Annotated in this window: 12 protein-coding genes and 1 pseudogene; 6 read left to right on the forward strand and 7 right to left on the reverse strand. The window is 65.4% G+C overall.

Features of this window, described 5'->3' with window-relative positions; genetic code table 11:
- Positions 1-121 precede the first annotated feature (121 nt).
- Complete coding sequence (gene rng / locus ACP7BZ_RS04065; RefSeq protein ID WP_426110533.1) at positions 122-1,585, forward strand: ribonuclease G; 1,464 nt, start codon at positions 122-124, stop codon at positions 1,583-1,585.
- Positions 1,586-1,659: 74 nt separating this feature from the next.
- Here the strand turns inward: rng and ACP7BZ_RS04070 are convergent, their stop codons facing one another.
- Positions 1,660-2,610, reverse strand: coding sequence for an alpha/beta hydrolase (locus ACP7BZ_RS04070; RefSeq protein WP_426110362.1), 951 nt, complete (start codon positions 2,608-2,610; stop codon positions 1,660-1,662).
- Positions 2,611-2,893: 283 nt separating this feature from the next.
- On the opposite strand from ACP7BZ_RS04070, the pseudogene ACP7BZ_RS04075 reads away from it, so the two are divergent.
- Positions 2,894-3,242 (forward strand): annotated as a pseudogene (locus tag ACP7BZ_RS04075) (hypothetical protein); the annotation flags it as partial.
- Between the two features lie 27 nt (positions 3,243-3,269).
- Here ACP7BZ_RS04075 and ACP7BZ_RS04080 read toward each other — a convergent pair.
- From ACP7BZ_RS04080 to ACP7BZ_RS04105, 6 genes are all read right to left on the reverse strand, one after another.
- Positions 3,270-8,585: a diguanylate cyclase gene (locus ACP7BZ_RS04080; RefSeq protein WP_426110363.1), complete on the reverse strand. Its 5,316-nt coding sequence runs from the start codon at positions 8,583-8,585 to the stop codon at positions 3,270-3,272.
- Positions 8,586-8,738: 153 nt separating this feature from the next.
- The gene (locus ACP7BZ_RS04085) at positions 8,739-9,548 is read right to left on the reverse strand and encodes a substrate-binding domain-containing protein (RefSeq protein ID WP_426110364.1); all 810 of its coding nucleotides are present in this window, start codon (positions 9,546-9,548) and stop codon (positions 8,739-8,741) included.
- A 47-nt stretch (positions 9,549-9,595) separates the two neighbouring features.
- Positions 9,596-10,249 carry an energy-coupling factor ABC transporter ATP-binding protein gene (locus ACP7BZ_RS04090; protein ID WP_426110365.1) on the reverse strand — a complete coding sequence of 218 codons (654 nt, stop codon included), beginning with the start codon at positions 10,247-10,249 and terminating at the stop codon, positions 9,596-9,598.
- Positions 10,246-10,953, reverse strand: a complete 708-nt coding sequence (locus ACP7BZ_RS04095; RefSeq protein WP_426110366.1) for an ABC transporter permease — start codon at positions 10,951-10,953, stop codon at positions 10,246-10,248. Before ACP7BZ_RS04095 ends, ACP7BZ_RS04090 begins: the two co-directional genes overlap by 4 nt.
- Positions 10,953-11,828: a formate dehydrogenase accessory sulfurtransferase FdhD gene (locus ACP7BZ_RS04100; protein ID WP_426110367.1), complete on the reverse strand. Its 876-nt coding sequence runs from the start codon at positions 11,826-11,828 to the stop codon at positions 10,953-10,955. The genes ACP7BZ_RS04095 and ACP7BZ_RS04100 overlap by 1 nt, the downstream gene beginning before the upstream one ends.
- Positions 11,829-11,946: 118 nt before the next feature.
- Positions 11,947-13,608 carry an OFA family MFS transporter gene (locus ACP7BZ_RS04105; RefSeq protein ID WP_426110368.1) on the reverse strand — a complete coding sequence of 554 codons (1,662 nt, stop codon included), beginning with the start codon at positions 13,606-13,608 and terminating at the stop codon, positions 11,947-11,949.
- Positions 13,609-13,863: 255 nt separating this feature from the next.
- Between ACP7BZ_RS04105 and ACP7BZ_RS04110 the strand changes: the two genes are divergently transcribed.
- From ACP7BZ_RS04110 to ACP7BZ_RS04125, 4 genes are all read left to right on the forward strand, one after another.
- Positions 13,864-14,721 (forward strand): IclR family transcriptional regulator, encoded by an 858-nt coding sequence (locus tag ACP7BZ_RS04110; protein ID WP_426110369.1) that lies wholly within the window; start codon positions 13,864-13,866, stop codon positions 14,719-14,721.
- Positions 14,722-14,736: 15 nt separating this feature from the next.
- Positions 14,737-15,891 carry an acyl-CoA dehydrogenase family protein gene (locus ACP7BZ_RS04115; protein WP_426110370.1) on the forward strand — a complete coding sequence of 385 codons (1,155 nt, stop codon included), beginning with the start codon at positions 14,737-14,739 and terminating at the stop codon, positions 15,889-15,891.
- Positions 15,891-17,456, forward strand: a complete 1,566-nt coding sequence (locus tag ACP7BZ_RS04120) for a class I adenylate-forming enzyme family protein (protein WP_426110371.1) — start codon at positions 15,891-15,893, stop codon at positions 17,454-17,456. The genes ACP7BZ_RS04115 and ACP7BZ_RS04120 overlap by 1 nt, the downstream gene beginning before the upstream one ends.
- A gap of 70 nt (positions 17,457-17,526) precedes the next feature.
- Positions 17,527-18,693, forward strand: coding sequence for an ABC transporter substrate-binding protein (locus tag ACP7BZ_RS04125; protein WP_426110535.1), 1,167 nt, complete (start codon positions 17,527-17,529; stop codon positions 18,691-18,693).
- Positions 18,694-18,703: the final 10 nt, after the last annotated feature.

Consider the following 18,703-nt stretch of genomic DNA (forward strand, 5'->3'; position numbering starts at 1 on the left):
CGGCGAAGCCGAGGATTTTTTGGTGTACGCAACCGCGATTCTGAGCGACCGTCGCCTCGAGGGGGATTGGCACCTGCGGGGCGACTGGCGCTGGCGCGCCTGCGCCGTGTATCATCTGGGCATGAATGAAGACATACTAATCAATATTACGCCGCAAGAAACCCGGGTTGCCCTGGTGCTGCAAGGCGCGGTGCAGGAACTGCACATCGAACGCACGCTCACGCGCGGACTGGCCGGCAACGTCTACCTGGGCAAGGTGGTGCGGGTGCTGCCGGGGATGCAGTCGGCCTTTATCGATATCGGCCTCGACCGGGCCGCTTTTCTGCACGTTGCCGACATCTGGGAAGCGCGTCCCCACGACGGCCAGAACGTTGCTCCCATCGCCATCGAAAAACTGCTGTTCGACGGCCAGGTGCTCACCGTCCAGGTGATCAAGGACCCGATCGGCACCAAGGGCGCGCGGCTGTCGACGCAGATATCGATTGCCGGGCGCATGCTGGTGTATCTGCCGCAGGACAAGCACATCGGCATCTCGCAAAAGATCGAAAAAGAAGCCGACCGCGACATCCTGCGCAGCCGCCTGCAGTCGCTGTTGCCGGCGGAAGAAAAAGGCGGCTACATCGTGCGCACCATGGCCGAAGAAGCGAGCGACGTCGACCTGCAGGCTGACGTCGATTACCTGCGCAAAACCTGGGGCGCCATCTGCATCGGCGCGCGCACCAAGCCGGCCACCAGCCTGCTCTACCAGGACCTCAACCTGGCCCAGCGCGTGCTGCGCGACTTCGTCCACGACGACACCGCCACCATCCAGGTCGACTCGCGCGAGAACTACCTCAACCTGGTCGAATTCGCCAAAGCCTACACCCCCACCGAACTGCCGCGCCTGCAGCACTACACGGGCGAACGTCCGCTGTTCGACCTGTATGGCGTCGAAGAAGAAATCCTGCGCGCGCTGGGCCGCCGGGTCGACCTCAAATCGGGCGGCTACCTGATCGTCGACCAGACCGAAGCGATGACCACCATCGATGTCAACACAGGTGGTTTTGTGGGCGGGCGCAATTTTGCCGACACCATTTTCAAGACCAACCTGGAAGCGGCGCACGCCATCGCCCGCCAGCTGCGCCTGCGTAATCTGGGCGGCATCATCATCCTCGACTTTATCGACATGGACAACGCCGAGCACCGCAGCGCCGTGCTGGCCGAACTAAAAAAGACCTTGTCGCGCGACCGCACCAAGGTATCGGTGAGCGGCTTTTCGGCGCTGGGCCTGGTCGAAATGACCAGAAAGCGCACGCGCGAATCGCTCGCCCACATCCTGTGCGAACCGTGTCCCGCCTGCGCCGGCAAGGGCCAGGTCAAAACCAGCCGCACCATCTGCTACGAGATCTTGCGCGAACTGCTGCGCGAAGCAAAACAGTTCAATCCGCGCGAATTTCGCATCCTGGCGTCGCAGGAAGTGATCGACCTGTTCCTCGAAGAAGAATCACAGCACCTGGCCATGCTGGGTGACTTCATCGGCAAGCGCATTTCGCTGCAGGTCGAGACCAGCTATCACCAGGAGCAGTACGACGTCATCTTGAATTAGTGAGGGCCGTCAGATGACGGGGCAGCGCACGCTACCCGCTTCGGGGCGAGGGTTGATCGAGCCGCTGCGCTGCTTTATTTGGACGTGAGGTTGAGAAAATCGACGATCGCCGGTACCAGCGGCGGCGCCAGCGACGCGCCTGGTTCGCCGGCCGACGCCGGTTTGAGGAGGTGGTTCATGCCCTCGATCAGCGTCAGTGTGGCAGCGGGCCTGGCGCGCTTGAGTGCCTCGGCCTGCGCGACCAGCACCTGGACGTCACTGGTGCCCTGGACGATCAGGACCGGCACGTCAAGTTTGCTCAGCTCGGTTGTCGGGACGTATTTGAACCACGAGATCAGGTAGGGCTGGACACTGGGCCGGAACAAGGCGCCCAGTGCCGACGGAAACTGCTCGGTCAACTGCCCCTGTTCGAGCTGCGCCAGTGCCGCATTGGCTTGCTTTGCCATGGCAGCGGGCAGCTGCCGGGCCAGCTGGTCGCGCAGGATGTCTGCCGCGCCCTGGCCGGCGCCGGCGATCGACACGAAGGCGCGGGCGCCGGCGCGCCGGGCGGCCAGCATGCCAATGAGCGAACCCTCGCTGTGGCCGATCACGCTGACCGTGGCGAAGCGGGGATCCGCCTTGAGCATGCGGATCCAGCCGGCCGCATCCTCGACATAGGTATCAAACCGCAGATCCGCTTCACGCGGGCCGGCCGCCGCGCTGGCGCCGATGCCCCGCTTGTCGTAACGCACGCTGGCGTAGCCGGCATCGGCCAGCCCTTCAGCGAGCAACTTCAAGTTATCGTTGCGCGCCGCCAGCGGGTTGTTGCCGTCACGGTCAGTCGGGCCGGAGCCGGCAATGATCAACACCACGGCCGCGTGCGCAGTCTTCGAGGGCAGCGTCAGCGTGCCAGCCAGTGTGCCGCTGGCCGTCGCCAGCGTGCTCGCCTGCTCGATCGCAAACGCATTGGTGTGCAGCAGGAAAACAGCGGCCAGCGCCGCCAGCGGTGCGCGCCAGCGGCTGTGAGTGCGGAAGAAATGCATCATTGCCTTTCGAGAAATTGAAGTCGACCGGCAATGATATGATCGAAAGCGCCTTGTATTACTTTTATTGCAAAAATAAATGCGCTTTACCCGTAAAGTCGGGACACCGATTGAACTTCATTCTCGCGCGCGACTTCAAGTTACCCCACCATGAATCAGGAGAGTGACATGGACCGCGCCGCCCTCGACCGGCTGTTACGACGCTTGCGGGCATTGGCCTGCACGAGCGCGAGGAAGTGTGCCTGGCGATGGCCCACTCGATTGACGGCGAGCGCATTGGCACCCTTTTCGATGGCGCCACCGTTTTCTCGACTGGGTGAAATTTGACCGGCCGCGCTGCCTGCAGGGCATCGTCGAAGTCGACCAGACGTTTTTACTGGAATCGCAAAAAGGTGCAAAACACTTGACATGGCCTATGCGCCGGCGCGGCGCTGTCGCCAGCCGGCGTGGCATCTCGGCCGAACAGGTCACTATCGTGGTATCACAGCCGTTTTAAGGGCTGGCTAAGCCATTTGAACGGCGTCGCCAGCCGCTATCTGGCCAACTACCTGGGGTGGCGCTGGGCCATTGATGGCAATCGCGTCGACAGCGCCGATGGCTTGCTCAGGGCGGCGCTGGCGGTTTTCCGGAGTTAGCGGGTAAAGCGCCAAAACAAACCGCTGCTACATGGTCGATGCGGCAATCAGCCCGCTGGCGGCGACCTCGAACACGCTGCCGTGCGCCGACAGCAGCGGCGCCTGCGCCATGACCACCCGGTTGCGCCCGGCCGCCTTGGCGCGGTACAGCGCGTCATCGGCGGCGCGCAGCAAGCCATCAGCGGCGCCATTCGGGGCCAGCCGCGCCATCGCCACGCCGACGCTGATGCTCACCACGCCGGTGGCCGCCGCCGCGTGCTCCAGCCCCAGCGCATCGATGGCGGCGCGCAGGTGTTCGCCCACCAGCGCGGCGTCATTGCCGTCGACATCGGTGAGCACCACGCAAAACTCTTCGCCGCCGTAGCGCGCCACCAGGTCGCCCGGGCGACCCAGCGCGCCCTGCAGCGCCGCCGCCACCCGCGTCAGGCAGGCGTCGCCCGCCTGGTGGCCATAGTGGTCGTTGTATTTTTTAAAGTAGTCGATATCGAGCATGATCACCGCGATGCCGAGGTCGGCGTGCTGGCAGCGCGCCCACTCGCGCCGCAGCACCTCGTCGAAGTGACGGCGGTTGGCCAGCCCGGTCAGCGCGTCCGTCACCGACAGCGTGGCCAGTTTGCGGTTGGCGTCTTCCAGCTGGGCGGTGCGCTCGGCCACGCGCGCTTCCAGGCGGTCATGCATGCGCGCATGCGAGATCGAGGTCATCGCCTGCGCTCCCAGCAGGCGCAAAAACTCCACCCGCTCCTCGGTAAAGCAGCCTTCCACCAGGCGGTTTTCCAGATACAGCAAGCCGTCGAGACGGCCGCCCTGGTGGATCGGCAGGCACATCACCGAGCGGGCGCCGTGCGCGCGCACATGCGGATCGGCGGCGAACAGCGGCGCTTCGGTGATGCGCTCTTCGATGACGGCAGCGCCGCTGCGCAGCACGTAGCGCAGCACCGACAGCGGCAGCGCGGCATCGGCGCCGCCATGCAAATCGACCGGACGTCCCACCAGCAGCTTGACCTGCTCACCATCGATATCGGCTTCCAGGCGCCAGACGGCGTCGTCGCCATCGCCCTCGCGCAGCAGCAGGCGCGCCACCTGGGCGCCCGAGTTTTCGCGGACGATCGCCATCAGGCGTCCCAGCACCGCACCGAGTCCGACTTCATTGCCAAGCGCCTGCGCGGCCTTGAGCAGCGACGCCAGGTCGAGCGCCTCGTTGCCGGCGGCGCGCGCCAGCGTGGCCGGGCCGTGCAGGGTAGCGCCGGCATGCACGGTGGCGGCGCCCGTCAGGGTGGCGCTGTGGCTGGCCAGTTCAGCGGCCGACACCAGCGGCGCCACCCGCCCCAGCCGCGCCAGCGGCGACGCCTGCAAGGCGGTGACCTTGGCATGCGCGCCCCACTGCCGATAGCGGCCAATGGCTTCGCGTAAAAACACCGCCGCCACTTTCGGCTGCCCCTGCTCGACCCAGAACTGCGCGCACAGTTCGTGGGCCAGCGCCTGCACATTGACATAGCCCGCTTCGCCGGCGCTGTCGGCCGCCTGGCCGTAGGCGCGCACGGCGGTGGCGACGTCGCCGGCGTTCCGGGCCTGTTCGGCCAGCACCAGCACATAACGGCAGGCGACGTTGGCGCCGCCATGTTCGGCCCAGCCGGCCAGTTGCGCCACCAGCGCCGCCAGCCGCGCTGCGATGGTGGCACGCTCGTCGTCGTCGCGCTCAGCGCGCAGCGCGCGCAGCCAGATCAGGGCCGCATGGAAGGTGGCGTCGAACACCTTGGCCTGACCGCGCATCATGCGCGTGACCAGTTCCAGGCGGGCAGCGAGCGGCTCGGCATCGGCGCTGTCGAACAGCATGGCGTTACGAATCTGCCCCTGCAGGTAATACGCCTGATACAGCTGCGAGCTGCCGTAGCGGGCGAGGAAATCGGCTTCGCTGAAGTGGCCGTCGGCGTCGTCCGGGTCGGCCACGGTCAAGCCCATCAGCGCCTTGACCGGCTGCACGGCGGCGGCGACGCAGCAGTCGGCCATGGCGTGCTGGCCGTTGGCGCGCATCAGCAGCAGATCGCGCCGCACGCCGTCGAGCAGGTCGGGCAGATAAGCGCCGAGAATGATGCGGTCGGTGGCGCGCACCGCCACCACCACCCCGACCTGGACGAAGTCGCCCAGTTCCAGCGCCCAGCCGAACGCTTCATCGTAGAGGGCGTCGGAGTCGCGCAGGTGCCGCGTCCAGTGGCTGGTGGCGGCACCAAACATCAGTGCCGACAGGGTGCGCGTCTGCAGATTGGCGCGGCTGCGCGCCAGGCGCACCGCCATCGCCCCAAACCGGTACGCAGCGCGCGGATCGAGCCCCTTGACCACCTCGATCATGGCAAATCCGGTGTAGCCGACGGCGGTGAAATCGCTGTTGCCCTGCTTGATCGACAGTCGCGTCATCGACATGATCATCAGCATGCACAAGGGCTGCTGGCCGGCGTAGTAACCGGCCATCCACAGGCCCTGCATCATTTGCATGGCCGCCACCGCGACGGTATCGCGCATATCGGCGGCGCCGACCAGGGCGTCGATGGCGGCGCTGCTGTTCAGGGTGGGACTGGCCAGCACCTCGGCAAACTGGCGCTCGCCCTCTTCATTGAGTTCGTCAATGGTGGCCGGCACCACAAAGCCGAGTAATGCCAGCCCTTCGCGCTGGACGGCGATGGCGTCGAGCAGGCGACCCTGCAGCTGGTACTGGTGCGCCTGCACGGCGATGCAGCGCACGTGTTCGAGGCGGTCGACGCTGCCGGCGCGCACCTGCGGGTAGAACGATTCGGCCATCGCGAAGTCGCCGCACAGGTAGGCCGCTTCGGCCGCGCCCAGCGCCAGCTCGAACCACAGGCCGTGATGGCGGGCGGACGGCTGCCAGCGGGAGCCGGGTAACAGCGACAGGCCGATGTCGTGGTGGGCCAGAGCCGCCGCGAACGCCGCCGAGCGGCGCGCCTTGACGGCGGCCATGTGGTTCAAGCGCGCCAGTTCGAGCCGTTCATCGACGTCATCGATCAGGCTGCGGCCGGCGTTGATCTGCTCGACGATGGCAAACAGCTGATCGTGGCGTTGCGCCGGTGTGGCGTGGACCAGCATCATCCGGCCGATACTGAGATGGCGGGCGGCGCGCGCGCCCGGCGCGGCCAGCAGATAGGCGGCCTGCTGCACGCGGTCGTGCAGGAAGCGGTAGGCGACGCCATGGTGGTCAGCGCTGCCTGGCTGCTGGTTCTGGTTCTGGTCCTGGTCCTGGTCCTGGTCCTGGTCCTGGTCCTGGTCCTGGTCCTGGTCCTGGTCCTGGTCCTGGTCCTGGTCCTGGTCCAGCGCGCGTGGCAGATATTTGTAGCCGCCATCGAGCGGCTGCACCAGCCCCGCTTCGAGGGCCGGCCACAATGCCGCCTGCGCCGCCTGCGGCGTCAGTTCCGCCACCACCGCCAGCGTCGCCAGGTCGAAACGGCTGCCGATCGAGGCGCCCAGCTGCAGCAGCGAACAGGCGGGCGCCGGCAGGCGGCGAATTTGCGCTGCCAGCAGGTCGCCCACATTGTCGGTGGTGTGGCGCGCTTGAATGGCGGCCAGGTCCCACTGCCAGCAGTCGCCAGCGGCGTCGTAGCGCAGCTGGTCCTGTTCGGCGATCGCCTGCAAAAACTGGTTCAGAAAAAACGGGTTGCCGCCGGTTTTACGGTGACACAGCGCGGCCAGCGGCGCGCACAGGGACAGCTCGACCCGCAGGGCGTCGCTCAGCAAGGCCGCCACCTGCGCCGTCGACAGCGGCGCCAGTGCGATGACGGCAACGGCCACCGCGTCGTGTTCGAGGCGCGCGCGCAGGGTATGCAAAGGATGGCTGGGCGGGGTCTCGTTGTCGCGGTAGGCGCCGATCAGCAGCAGATGGCCGCCGCCGTCGGCGCTCGGGCGGCGCGCCAGCACATCGAGCATGCGCAGGGTGGGCCCGTCAGCCCATTGCAGGTCGTCGAGGAACACCACCAGCGGCTGGCCGGGGGCCTTGAAGACATCGATAAAGGCCGGCAGTACGCGCGCCAGCCGTGCCTGTGCCAGCTCAGGTGCCAGCTCAGGCGCCAGCTCAGGTGCCGGCTCAAGCGCCAGCGTTGCCTGCGCGCCCACCACCAGCGCCAGCTCCGGCAGCAGTTCGACCACCACTGCCAGGTCGTCGCCCAGCGCCGCCTGCAGCTGGCGCCGGCGCGCGGCCAGCTGCGCTTCCGGTTCACCGAGCAGCTGCTGCACCAGCGTGCGCAGCGCTTCGAGCAGGCTGGCGTAGGGCACGTCGCGGCGGAACTGATCGAATTTACCGGCCAAAAACACGCCGCGGCGCGCCACGATGGGCTTGTGCACTTCAGCGATCAGGGCCGACTTGCCGATGCCCGAATAACCGCCCACCAGCAGCAGCTCGGTGCTGCCAGCAGCGACGCGCTCGAACGCCGCCATCAAGGTCGCCAGCTCGGCCTGGCGACCGTACAGGCCCTGTGGCATGACGAAGCGCGCGCTGCGGTCAGCCAGGCGCGCCGGCTGCGATTTGCGCCCGTCGCGGCATGCTTCGAGGTCTTCCTTGAGGGCGCGCAGGCTCTGGTACCGGCGCTCGGCGTCTTTCTCCAGCAAGCGCTGGAGGATCGCCAGCAAGCCGTGCGGCAGCACCTGCAGCGCCGGCACATCCCAGTCGGGCGCCCGCGCGATATGGCAGTAAATCAGCTCCATCGCGTCGACGGCGACAAACGGCGGCTGCCCGGCCAGCAGCGCATACAGGGTGGCGCCGATGGCGTACAGGTCGGCGCGGTAATCGAGCAGGCGGTTCATGCGGCCGGTCTGCTCCGGCGCCATGTAGGCCAGCGTGCCTTCGAGCGCATGCGGGTGGACGATGCGCTGGGCCTCCTGCGGCAGCTCGCTGGCGATACCGAAATCGATCAGCTGCAGCTGGCGCGTGTCGGCATTCCACACCAGGTTCGAGGGGTTGATGTCCTTGTGGATCACGCCGCGCGCATGGACGGTGTCGACGGCGTCGCACAGCTGCACGGCGATATCGAAAAATTCGCCAGCCGTCAGGGCGCGCCGGCGCAGCAGTTTGTCGAGGGCGATGCCGCCGATATCGGCCAGCACCATGGTCCAGTGGCCGTTGGCCTGGCTCAGTGACAGCGGCAGCACCACGCCCGGGTGGGCGCAGCGCCGGGCGATCTCGAATTCGCGGCGAAAGCGCGCATGGTCCTGGAACGAGGGGAATTCCTGGTTCGGCTGTTTGACGATCAGCGCAGCGCCGTCGCGACCGCGCGCACGCAGCACGCGCGAACGTGCGCTGGTGTGCAGCTGGTCAAGCAGGTCAAAGGTTGGGGCCGCGCTCATGGTCTGGCTGGCGCAGTGTGGCGCCGCCGCTATTGCAATTTTACAAGTATAGCCGATCCACGTCCCGATGTTGACGCACATCCGTTACAGTTGTACTGGTCCCTGTCCAGCCGGCGCCGCCGGCGCCGGCAGCGCCGCGGTGGGCGCCTGTACTTACTTCGCCGTCGGGAAAAACAGCTGCTGGCCGGCCGGCTTGAACGACGCGATGCGCGCCTGCCCTTCGGTCGAAGTGATCCAGTCGATCAGCAGCCTGGCGCCCTTGTAATTGATGCCGGGATGCTTGGCCGGGTTGACGGCGATGATGCCGTACGGGTTGTACATCGATTTGTCGCCCTCGACCACCACTTCCAGCCCCGTTTTGGCCTTGTAGGCGCCATAGGTGGCGCGGTCGGTCAGGGTGTAGGCTTGCAGTTCGGCTGCCATATTGAGCACTTCGCCCATGCCCAGGCCGGCGGAGATGTAGGTGGCGCCGGCCGGATTGACGCCCGCCGACTTCCAGTACGCCTTTTCCATGATGTCGGTGCCGGAGTTGTCGCCGCGCGAAATGAACTTGGCGCCGCTGTCGTGAATTTTGCGGAACGCCAGCAGCACATCCTTGCTGCCCTTGATGCGGGCCGGGTCGCTGACCGGGCCGGCGACAATGAAATCGTTGTACATGACGTCGCGGCGGTCGATGCCCCAGCCATCGGCGACGAACTTGTCTTCGGCGGCGCGCGCATGCACCAGGGTGACGTCGACGTCGCCGTTCTTGCCCAGTTCGAGCGCCTTGCCGGTGCCGACCGAGATGACATTGACCTTGGTATTGGTCTTTGCTTCAAACGCCGGCAGCAGCCAGCCGAGCAGACCGGAATTGTCGGTGCTGGTGGTGGTCGACATGCGGATCACCATCGGCTCGGCGGCGCTGGCCAGCGGCGAAATAATGGCGGCGGCGATCAACAGGGCGAACAGGCTACGGCGTTTCATGGGTGCTCCTTTGGGTGAATGACTCAAAAATCAAAAGGTAAAACAGTTTAGCGAAATTCGATCTGGCCATCCCGCAGCTTGATACGCTGCACCCCCGGCAGGCCAATCAGGTCAGGGTCGTGACAGGCCATGACAACGCTGCAGCCGGTGGCAATCAGGGTGGGAATCAGGGCGATCACCTGCTCGCGCGCGGCACCGTCGAGGTTCGAAGTCGGTTCGTCGAGCAGCAGCAGGCGTGGCCGCAGCACGCGTGCGCGCGCCAGCGCCACCCGCTGTTTTTCGCCGCCCGACAGGCTCACCGGATCGCTGCCGCGCAAGTGCTCGACGCCAGCCCAGGCCATCGCTTCGTCGACCGCCGATTGTACCTGCTGACGGCCAAGCCCGCGCGCCAGCAGGCCGTAGCCGATGTTGTGGGCGACGCTGGTAGAAAACATGATCGGATGCTGGTGTACATACGCCACCGCGTGGCGCAATGCGGCCGGATAGGGAGACAGCGCCAGCGCCTGGCCGTTGAAGCGCACCACCGCCGCCTGCGCTGGTTCGAGGCCGGCCAGGATGCGCAGCAGCGTGCTCTTGCCGGCGCCATTGACGCCGGTGAGCGCATACGCGCTGGCGGCGGCGATGGTGAAGCGGTCGATATCGAACAGGGTGCGCTCGCCGAAGCGCTTGCGCAGCTGCTCGATCACCAGCAGCGCGCTCACAGGCGCCCCCGGGCGGCGTGGGCGTCGCCCTGCAACAGCATCAGGGCGCCATTCATCAACAGCGCAATGGCCACCAGCACCATACCGAGCGCAATGCCCTGGGCGAATTCGCCCTTGCTGGTCTCGAGCGCGATGGCGGTGGTGATGGTGCGCGTTTCGCCGGCGATGTTACCGCCCACCATGAGGGCGCAGCCCACTTCGGAAATGACGCGGCCAAAGCCGCTGATGATGGCAGCCATCACGCCGAAGCGCACTTCGTGCAGCACCGTGAGCATCACCCGCCACGGCGAGGCGCCATGGGCGATCGCCGTTTCGGCGTAGCGCGGATCGGCCGCCTGCACTGCCGCCAGGGTGAACGCCAGCAGCACCGGCATGGCGATGACGAACTGGCCGGCAATCACGCCAGGCTGCGAAAACAGCCACTGCAGGGAACCGAGCGGACCATGGCGCGACAGCAGCAAATACAGCAGCAAGCCAATTAGCACGGTCGGCAGCGACAGCGCCGCCTGCGCCAGCCAGATCACCACGCGCCGGCCTGGAAAACGGTGGGCGGCAATGGCGTAGCCAGCCACCACCGCCAGCGGCGCTGCCAGCAGCAGGCCGACCAGCGAGGTTTTCAGGGATATCCAGATGATGCGCCAGAGGGCGGCGTCGCCCGCCAAAAACAGGGCAAACGCACCCTTGACCGCATCGAACAGATTCATTAACGGTGGTCAGCCGCGGCCAGCGGGCGCAGCGCCGGATCGAGCAGGCTGCTGTCAAATTCAATGCGCTGCTGCCCCGTCAGCACCAGAAAATGCTTGCCCGAGCAGCGCGACAGCAGCGACATGCCGACCCGTTCAGCCACCATATGACCCATCTGGGTGGTGCCAGAGCGCGACAGCAGGAAGGGAATGCCCATCTGCGCGCCTTTCATCACCATCTCGGACGTCAGGCGGCCGGTGGTATAAAACACCTTGTCGCCGCCATCGATGTCTTCGAGCCACATGCGGCCGGCGATGGCGTCGACGGCGTTGTGGCGGCCCACATCTTCAAAAAAGTGCAGCAGCTCGCCGCTGCTGGAAAACAGCGCGCAGCCGTGCACCGAGCCGGCCTGCTTGTAGATCGAGTTCTGGGTGCGGATGGTATCGACGATGGTGTAGATCACCGCCTGCGACAGGCGCGCCGCCGCCGGCAGCGAGATTTGCTCGATTTCGTCCATCAGGCCGCCAAACACCGAGCCCTGACCGCAACCGGTGGTGACGACTTTTTTGGCGGTGCGCGCCTCGACATCGGCGATGCCGTTGCGGGTGACCACGGCAACCGCATCGACCGACCAGTCGACCTGCACCGATTCGATTTCATCGACGTTGCGCACCAGGCGCTGGTTGCGCAGATAGCCGAGAGTGAGCGCTTCGGGCGCGCCACCGAGCGTCATCAGGGTGACCAGCTCGCGCTTGTCGACGTAGATGGTGAGCGGGCGTTCGGCCGGAATGGCAATGGTGGAGCGGCGCCCGCGCTCATCGATGACCTCGACTTCATGGGTGAGAGCGGCGCTCGCGCACGACAGCGTCGGGCGCAGGGAAGATTTATCAGACATGCCGTGATTGTGCCATAGCCGCCAAATGCAAGGGGCCGGGTGCTGCGCCCCGGCCCCTTCTGACCATCGAAACAACGCTGTGATTCGCGCAAACCTGACCGTGGTCAGGTTCTATCCATCACTGGAACAGCGTCACTGCCTTTTGCAGGGTGGTCCAGATACCAAACGCGAGCGGGATGCCAACCGCGGCCCACGCAAAGGCGACCACCAGCGGCGAGGTGGTGCCGCTGCTGACGGCCACTGCCGCATTGCCCGCATTGCCCGCATTGCCATTGCTGGCGCTGGCGCTGGCCAGGCGCTCGTGAGCGCGCTGCTTTTCACCGGCCAGTTCGGCCTCGCTCATGAAGTGCTTGTCGGCGATCGGACGGACCATCAGGTTGCACAGAAAGCCCAGCGCCACCAGGCCGGCCAGCACATACATGGTGGTGTCGTAGACCTGCGCCTTCGGCACGCCAGCGGCGATCTGGTACTCGCGGAAACCGGTCACCAGGATCGGACCGAACACGCCGGCCACCGACCAGGCGGTCAACAGGCGGCCGTGGATGGCGCCCACCATCTGGGTGCCGAACAGGTCGGCCAGGTAGGCAGGGATGGTGGCAAAGCCGCCGCCATACATCGACAGGATGACGCAGAAAAAGGCGACAAACAGGGCCAGCTGGCCGCTGTGGGCCATGGTCGGGATGGCGGCGTACAGCGCCAGGCCCAGGCCGAGGAACACAAAATAGGTGTTTTTGCGACCGAGGAAGTCCGAGCACGAGGCCCACACAAACCGGCCGCCGATATTAAACAGCGACAGCAGACCGGTAAAACCGGCGGCAATGGCGGCCGTCTGGGCCAGCTGCGCCGGTGTCAGGGTACCAAACGAGGTGCCGGCGGGAAGACCGAGCAGCTGGCCGCCGAACACTTCCTGGATCAGCGGCGAGGACATGCCAAGAATGCCGATGCCGGCGGTGACGTTCAGGCACAGCACCGCCCACAGCAGCCAGAACTGGGGAATCCCCCACACGCGGCTGGCGTGCACATGGCGCTGGGTGATCATGGCGTTACCGGTCTGGCGCACGGGAGGGGTCCAGCCGGCCGGTTTCCAGTTATTCGCCGGCACACGGTAAGCGAGCGCACCGGCCATCATGAAGACAAAATAAATCGCCGCCATGGTCAAAAAGGTCTCGTAGACGCCGACCGAGGTGGGGGTGGCAAAGTAGGTCATCAGCTTGTTGGCCAGCGGTGCGCCAATCACGGCACCGCCGCCGAAGCCCATGATGGCCATACCGGTGGCCATGCCGCGGCGGTCCGGGAACCATTTGATCAGGGTGGAGACGGGCGAAATATAGCCCAGTCCCAGGCCGATACCGCCGATCACGCCGGAACCGAGCCACATCAGCCAGATCTGGTGGGTCTTGATGCCGATGGCCGAGATCAGCATGCCGCCGCACCAGCAGATGGCCGAGACAACGCCAGCCTTGCGCGGGCCGGCGTGTTCGAGCCAGCCGCCGAACAGGGCGGCGGACGAACCGAGGAAGACGAAGAACAGCGTGTACATCCAGCCCAGCATCGAGATTTTCCAGTCGCAGTCGGCCGACATGATCTGCGCCATCAAGGTCAGTTCAGGCGCGCAGGCGATCGACTTGGTAATGCCGATGGCTTTCGACAGGGGCAGCCAGAACACCGAAAAACCATAGGCCATGCCGATGCACAGGTGGATGGCGAGGGCGGCGGGCGGCACCAGCCAGCGCGAAAATCCGGGGCCGGCGATGGTACGATCGCGATCAAGGAAAGACATATTCTTCTCCGTTTTATGGTCGGGCCGCTGGCTTGCCCCCATGGGCAAAACGCGGCCAAATTTTTTGATTTCGAAAGAATACCATGAGGAAACGCAACCACCGCTAGTGAAAAATGCGCTTTGAGTCGTGGAAACAACATTTCCACACAGAATAATTTTGTTCCGCTGTGCGAACTGCCATTTCGAATTTCGGTTGACGCGCCTGCCCGCCCGGTTCACACTGGGGCGCAATGCATTCTAGGCAAGGTCAACAGCATGGCAGCGGAGATCAAAGTACCGGACTACCGCGCCGACAACGGCGCAGGGGGCGAAGGCGGTGAGCAAGGTAACCAGGGTGACCAGGACCACAACAAGGACCGCCAGTTCGTCAACGCACTCGCGCGCGGCCTCGAGGTGCTGCGCTGCTTTCGTCCCGGTGACCAGTTCCTCACCAACGCCGAACTGGCGCGCCGCTGCGGCATTCCCAAGCCGACCATCTCGCGCCTGACGTATACCCTGACCAAACTGGGTTACCTGAATTACTCCGAGCGCCAGGCCAAGTACCGGCTGGGCGCCGGTGTGCTGGCGCTGGGCTACCGCATGCTCTCGAGCCTGGACGTGCGCGCGCTGGCGCGTGCGCCGATGATGGAGCTGGCCGAATACGCCCAGGCCTCGGTGTCGCTGGGCACGCGCGACCGCCTCAACATGGTCTACATCGAAACCTGCCGCAGCAGCGCCAACGTCACCCTGCGGCTCGACATCGGCTCGCGCATCCCGCTGGCCACCACTGCCATGGGCAAGGCGCTGCTGTGCGTGCTGCCGCAGGGCGAGCGCGATTATCTGCTCGATCACGTGCGCCAGCAGGATGGCCAGCGCTGGCCGCGCATCCGCGCCGGCATCGAGCAGGCCTACAAGGATTACCAGGACTTCGGCTTTTGCCTCTCCGCCGGCGAATGGCAGAGCGATGTCCACGCGGTCGGCGTGCCGATCTTCAGCGCCGATGGCGAACAGCTGCTGGCGTTTAACTGCGGCGGCCCGGCCTTTCTGTTCTCGCGCGACAAGCTGGTGGGCGAGCTCGGTCCCCGCCTGGTCGCCCTCGTCAAACAAATTGAAACCAACCTGGGGCGCCGCTAGGCGCTCACACCCACCATGATCCGTGACGAACAAACCCTCTCGATTTTATTGGACAGCATTGCCCGCTTCGTGCGCGAAGTGCTGATTCCGGCCGAACACACGGTCGCCGAAACCGACACCATCCCGCCGGCCATCGTCGCCCAGATGCGCGAACTGGGCCTGTTCGGCCTGTCGATCCCCGAGCAGTACGGCGGCTTCGAGCTGACCATGGAAGAAGAAGTGCGGGTGGCCTTTGAAATCGCCCGCACCTCGCCCGCCTTCCGCTCGCTGATCGGCACCAACAATGGCATCGGCTCGCAGGGCATCGTCATCGATGGCACGCCGGAGCAGAAAGCGTATTACCTGCCGAAGCTGGCAGCCGGCGACATCATCGGCTCGTTCGCCCTCACCGAAGCCGGTTCCGGGTCGGACGCGGCGTCGCTGCGCACCAGCGCCGTGCGCGACGGCGACCACTACATCATCAACGGTTCCAAGCGCTACATCACCAATGCGCCGGAAGCGTCGATTTTCACGGTGATGGCGCGCACCGACCCCACCCTGCGCGGCGCCGGCGCCATCTCGGCCTTCATCGTCGAGAAGGACACCCCCGGCCTGTCGCTCGGTAAAATCGACAAGAAGATGGGCCAGCAGGGCGCGCATACCTGCGACGTCATCTTTGACAACTGCCGGGTGCCAGCGTCGAACATCATTGGCGGTAAGGAGGGCGTCGGCTTCAAGACTGCCATGAAGGTGCTCGACAAGGGCCGCCTGCATATCGCCGCCGTCTGCGTCGGCGCCGCCGAACGCATGCTCGATGACGCCCTGCGCTATGCCCTCGAACGCAAGCAGTTCGGCCAGCCGATCGCCGAATTCCAGCTGATCCAGGCCATGCTGGCCGACTCCAAGGCCGAAATCTATGCCGCCAAATCGATGGTGCAGGATGCCGCCCGCAAGCGTGACAATGGCGACGACGTCTCCACCGAAGCGTCCTGCTGCAAGCTGTTCGCCTCCGAAATGTGCGGCCGCGTGGCCGACCGCTCGGTGCAGATTCACGGTGGCGCCGGTTACATCAGCGAATATGCAGCCGAGCGCTTTTACCGCGATGTGCGCCTGTTCCGCATTTACGAAGGCACCTCGCAAATCCAGCAAATCGTCATCGCCCGCAACATGATCAAGGCGGCGCGCGGTTGATGAACGCCGCTGACGTCATCGACACGGCGGCGCTGCTGGCCAGCCTGCCCGATCGCATCAGCGCCATCGTGCGGGCGCGCGCGGCGGCCAGCCCGTCTGCGCCGGCCCTGCACGATGGCGCGGTCACCACCACTTACCAGCAGCTCGCTGCCGCGGTCGACGCCCACGCCGCCCTGCTGCGCCAGCTGGAAGTGCGCGGCGGCGACCGCGTGATGGTGGTGGGCGAAAACTGCCTGGCCCAGGTGGCACTGATTTTTGCCGCCGCCGAGCTCGACGCCTGGATCGTCAACGTCAACGCCCGGCTGTCGCCCGCCGAAGTGGCCAATATCCGCGCCCACTGCGGTGCGCGGCGCGTGCTCTACACAGTGGCGGCATCGCCGGAAGCGCGCCAGCACGCCGAGCGCGCCGGCGCGCTGGAAGAAGGCGCACTGGCGATCGGTCCGCTCAACCGCGACTGCACGCCCGAGCCGGTGGACGCTTCCAGTGACCAAGTGGCGGCGCTGATCTACACCACCGGCACCACCGGCCACCCGAAAGCGGTGATGCTCAGCCACCGCAACCTGCTGTTCACCGCCGCCGTTTCCAGCACCCTGCGCGGCCTCAGTCCGGCCGACCGCGCCTACGGTGTGCTGCCCATCTCGCACGTCTACGGCCTCGCTTCGGTGATGCTCGGCACCCTGTACGCTGGCGCCTGCCTGTACCTGGCGCCGCGTTTTTCCGCACGCGCCATGCTGCGCGCGATCGTCGACGCACGCCTGACCATTTTGCAGGGGGTACCGGCCATGTACGCGCGCCTGCTCGAATTGAGCGACGCCGCACCGGCGCTGGCGGCCAGCGATCTGCGCTTTTTGTACGCTGGCGGCTCGCCGCTCGACCCGGTGTTAAAGACGCAGGTCGAACAGGTATTTGGCATGCCACTGCATAACGGCTACGGCATGACGGAGTCGTCGCCCACCATCAGCCAGACCCGCCTCGATGCGCCGCGCCGCGACACGTCGGTGGGCGCCGTCATCCCTGGCGTGGCCGTACGCATCGTTGACGCCGGTGGGGTCGACGTCGACGCCGGCGTGGCCGGCGAACTATGGGTGCGCGGGCCGAACGTCATGAAGGGCTATTATCAGGAACCGGCGCTGACGGCGGCCACCATGCGCGACGGCGGCTGGCTCAATACGGGCGACATGGCGCGGCAGGACGCCGATGGCGCCCTGTTCATCGTTGGCCGCACCAAGGAACTGATCATCCGCTCCGGCTTTAATGTCTACCCGCTGGAAGTGGAGACGGCGCTCAATGCCTGCCCGGGCGTGGCGCAATCGGCGGTGGTGGGACGCGCCATCGCTGGCGGCAACGAAGAAGTGGTGGCCTTCGTGGAGGCTGATCCGGCGCATGCACCGTCGGTCGACGCCTTGCGCGCGCATCTGGCGCAGCACCTGTCGCCGTATAAATGCCCCAGCCAGATCATCATCATGGCGGCGCTGCCAGCGGCAGCGACGGGGAAGATTTTGAAAGGCCGGTTGAAAGCACTGGCAGCCGAATTAAGTACAGCACAAATAGACAGCAATCCCTGACAACCACAATCGAGGAGACACGATGAAGCGCACGATGAAGCAGACGTTAAAGCACACGATGCAGCACACGATGCAGCACACGATCAAGCAGGCCGCCCTGGCCGCACTGGTGGCGACAGCCTTCAGTTTCAACGCCGGTGCCGAAGAAATCAAGGTCGGCGCCGAATTGCCGCTGACCGGTTCACTAGCGCGGGTCGGCGCCGGCATGCAGGAAGGGATCATGGTCGCTGCCGAGGTTTTTAATAAAACCAATGGCAAGCACACCATCAAGATCGTCACCATCGATGACGAATCGGCGCCGGCCAAGGCCATCGCTGCCGTCGAAAAGCTCGCCAGCGACGGCGTAGTGGCGATCACCGGCGGCTATGGCAGCAATAACATCTCGCCCGCCTCGGACGCCGCCAACAAGCTGGGGATGGTGTACGTCACCTCGGGCGGCGTCGACGACGCCCTGGTATCAGCCGGGCGCAAGACTTTTTTCCGCATCAATAACTCGGCCGGCTACGAAAAAGCCATGGTCGGCATGCTCACCGAGGTGGCCGCCAAATCGGTGTCGATCATCTACTCGACCAAGGATGCCACTTCGGGTTTGGCCAAGGATGTCGAAAAATCGCTGGCCGCCAAGGGTGTCAAGGTGGCCATGCACAGCTTCGATCCCGCCATCACTGACTTCAAGCCGATTATCAACAAGGTCAAGCTGCAGGACAAATCCGAAGTGATCGCCATGGTCGGCTACGAAAACGATTATGTTGGCATCCTGCGCGCCGCCCGCGTGTTAAAACCGAACGTCAAGGCGATGGTCGGCGTGTGGTCACTGGCGACGCCTAAAATGGCGGCTGATTTTCCTGACCTGATGCCCAATGTGTACGGCACTGCCCTGCTGCCCTTCCCGGCCGAATTCAAGACCGCCGACGGCAAGGCGTTTGCCGATACCTATAAAGCGCTGTACAAGAAAGAGCCCGATTACCTGGGCCAGTTCGGCTACGTCCAATCGATGCTGCTGTTTGAAGCGATCGCCCGCGCTGCCGACAAGGGCACGCTGAAAAAAGGTGGCATCGTCGACGAAATGCGCAAGACCGACCGCGAGACCCTGATCGGCCGCGTGCAGTTCGGCGCCAATGGCGACAATCCCAACTTCATCCACCGTATGGGGCAGCACCAGGACAAGAAAATCGTCATCGTGTGGCCGAAAGAAACGGCCACCGGCAAGATGGCCTATCCGGCCACCCCCTGGTAAGCGCAGCGTA

This window comes from Massilia sp. PWRC2 (assembly GCF_049896725.1).
Classification (GTDB): Bacteria; Pseudomonadota; Gammaproteobacteria; order Burkholderiales; family Burkholderiaceae_D; genus JAFCUW01.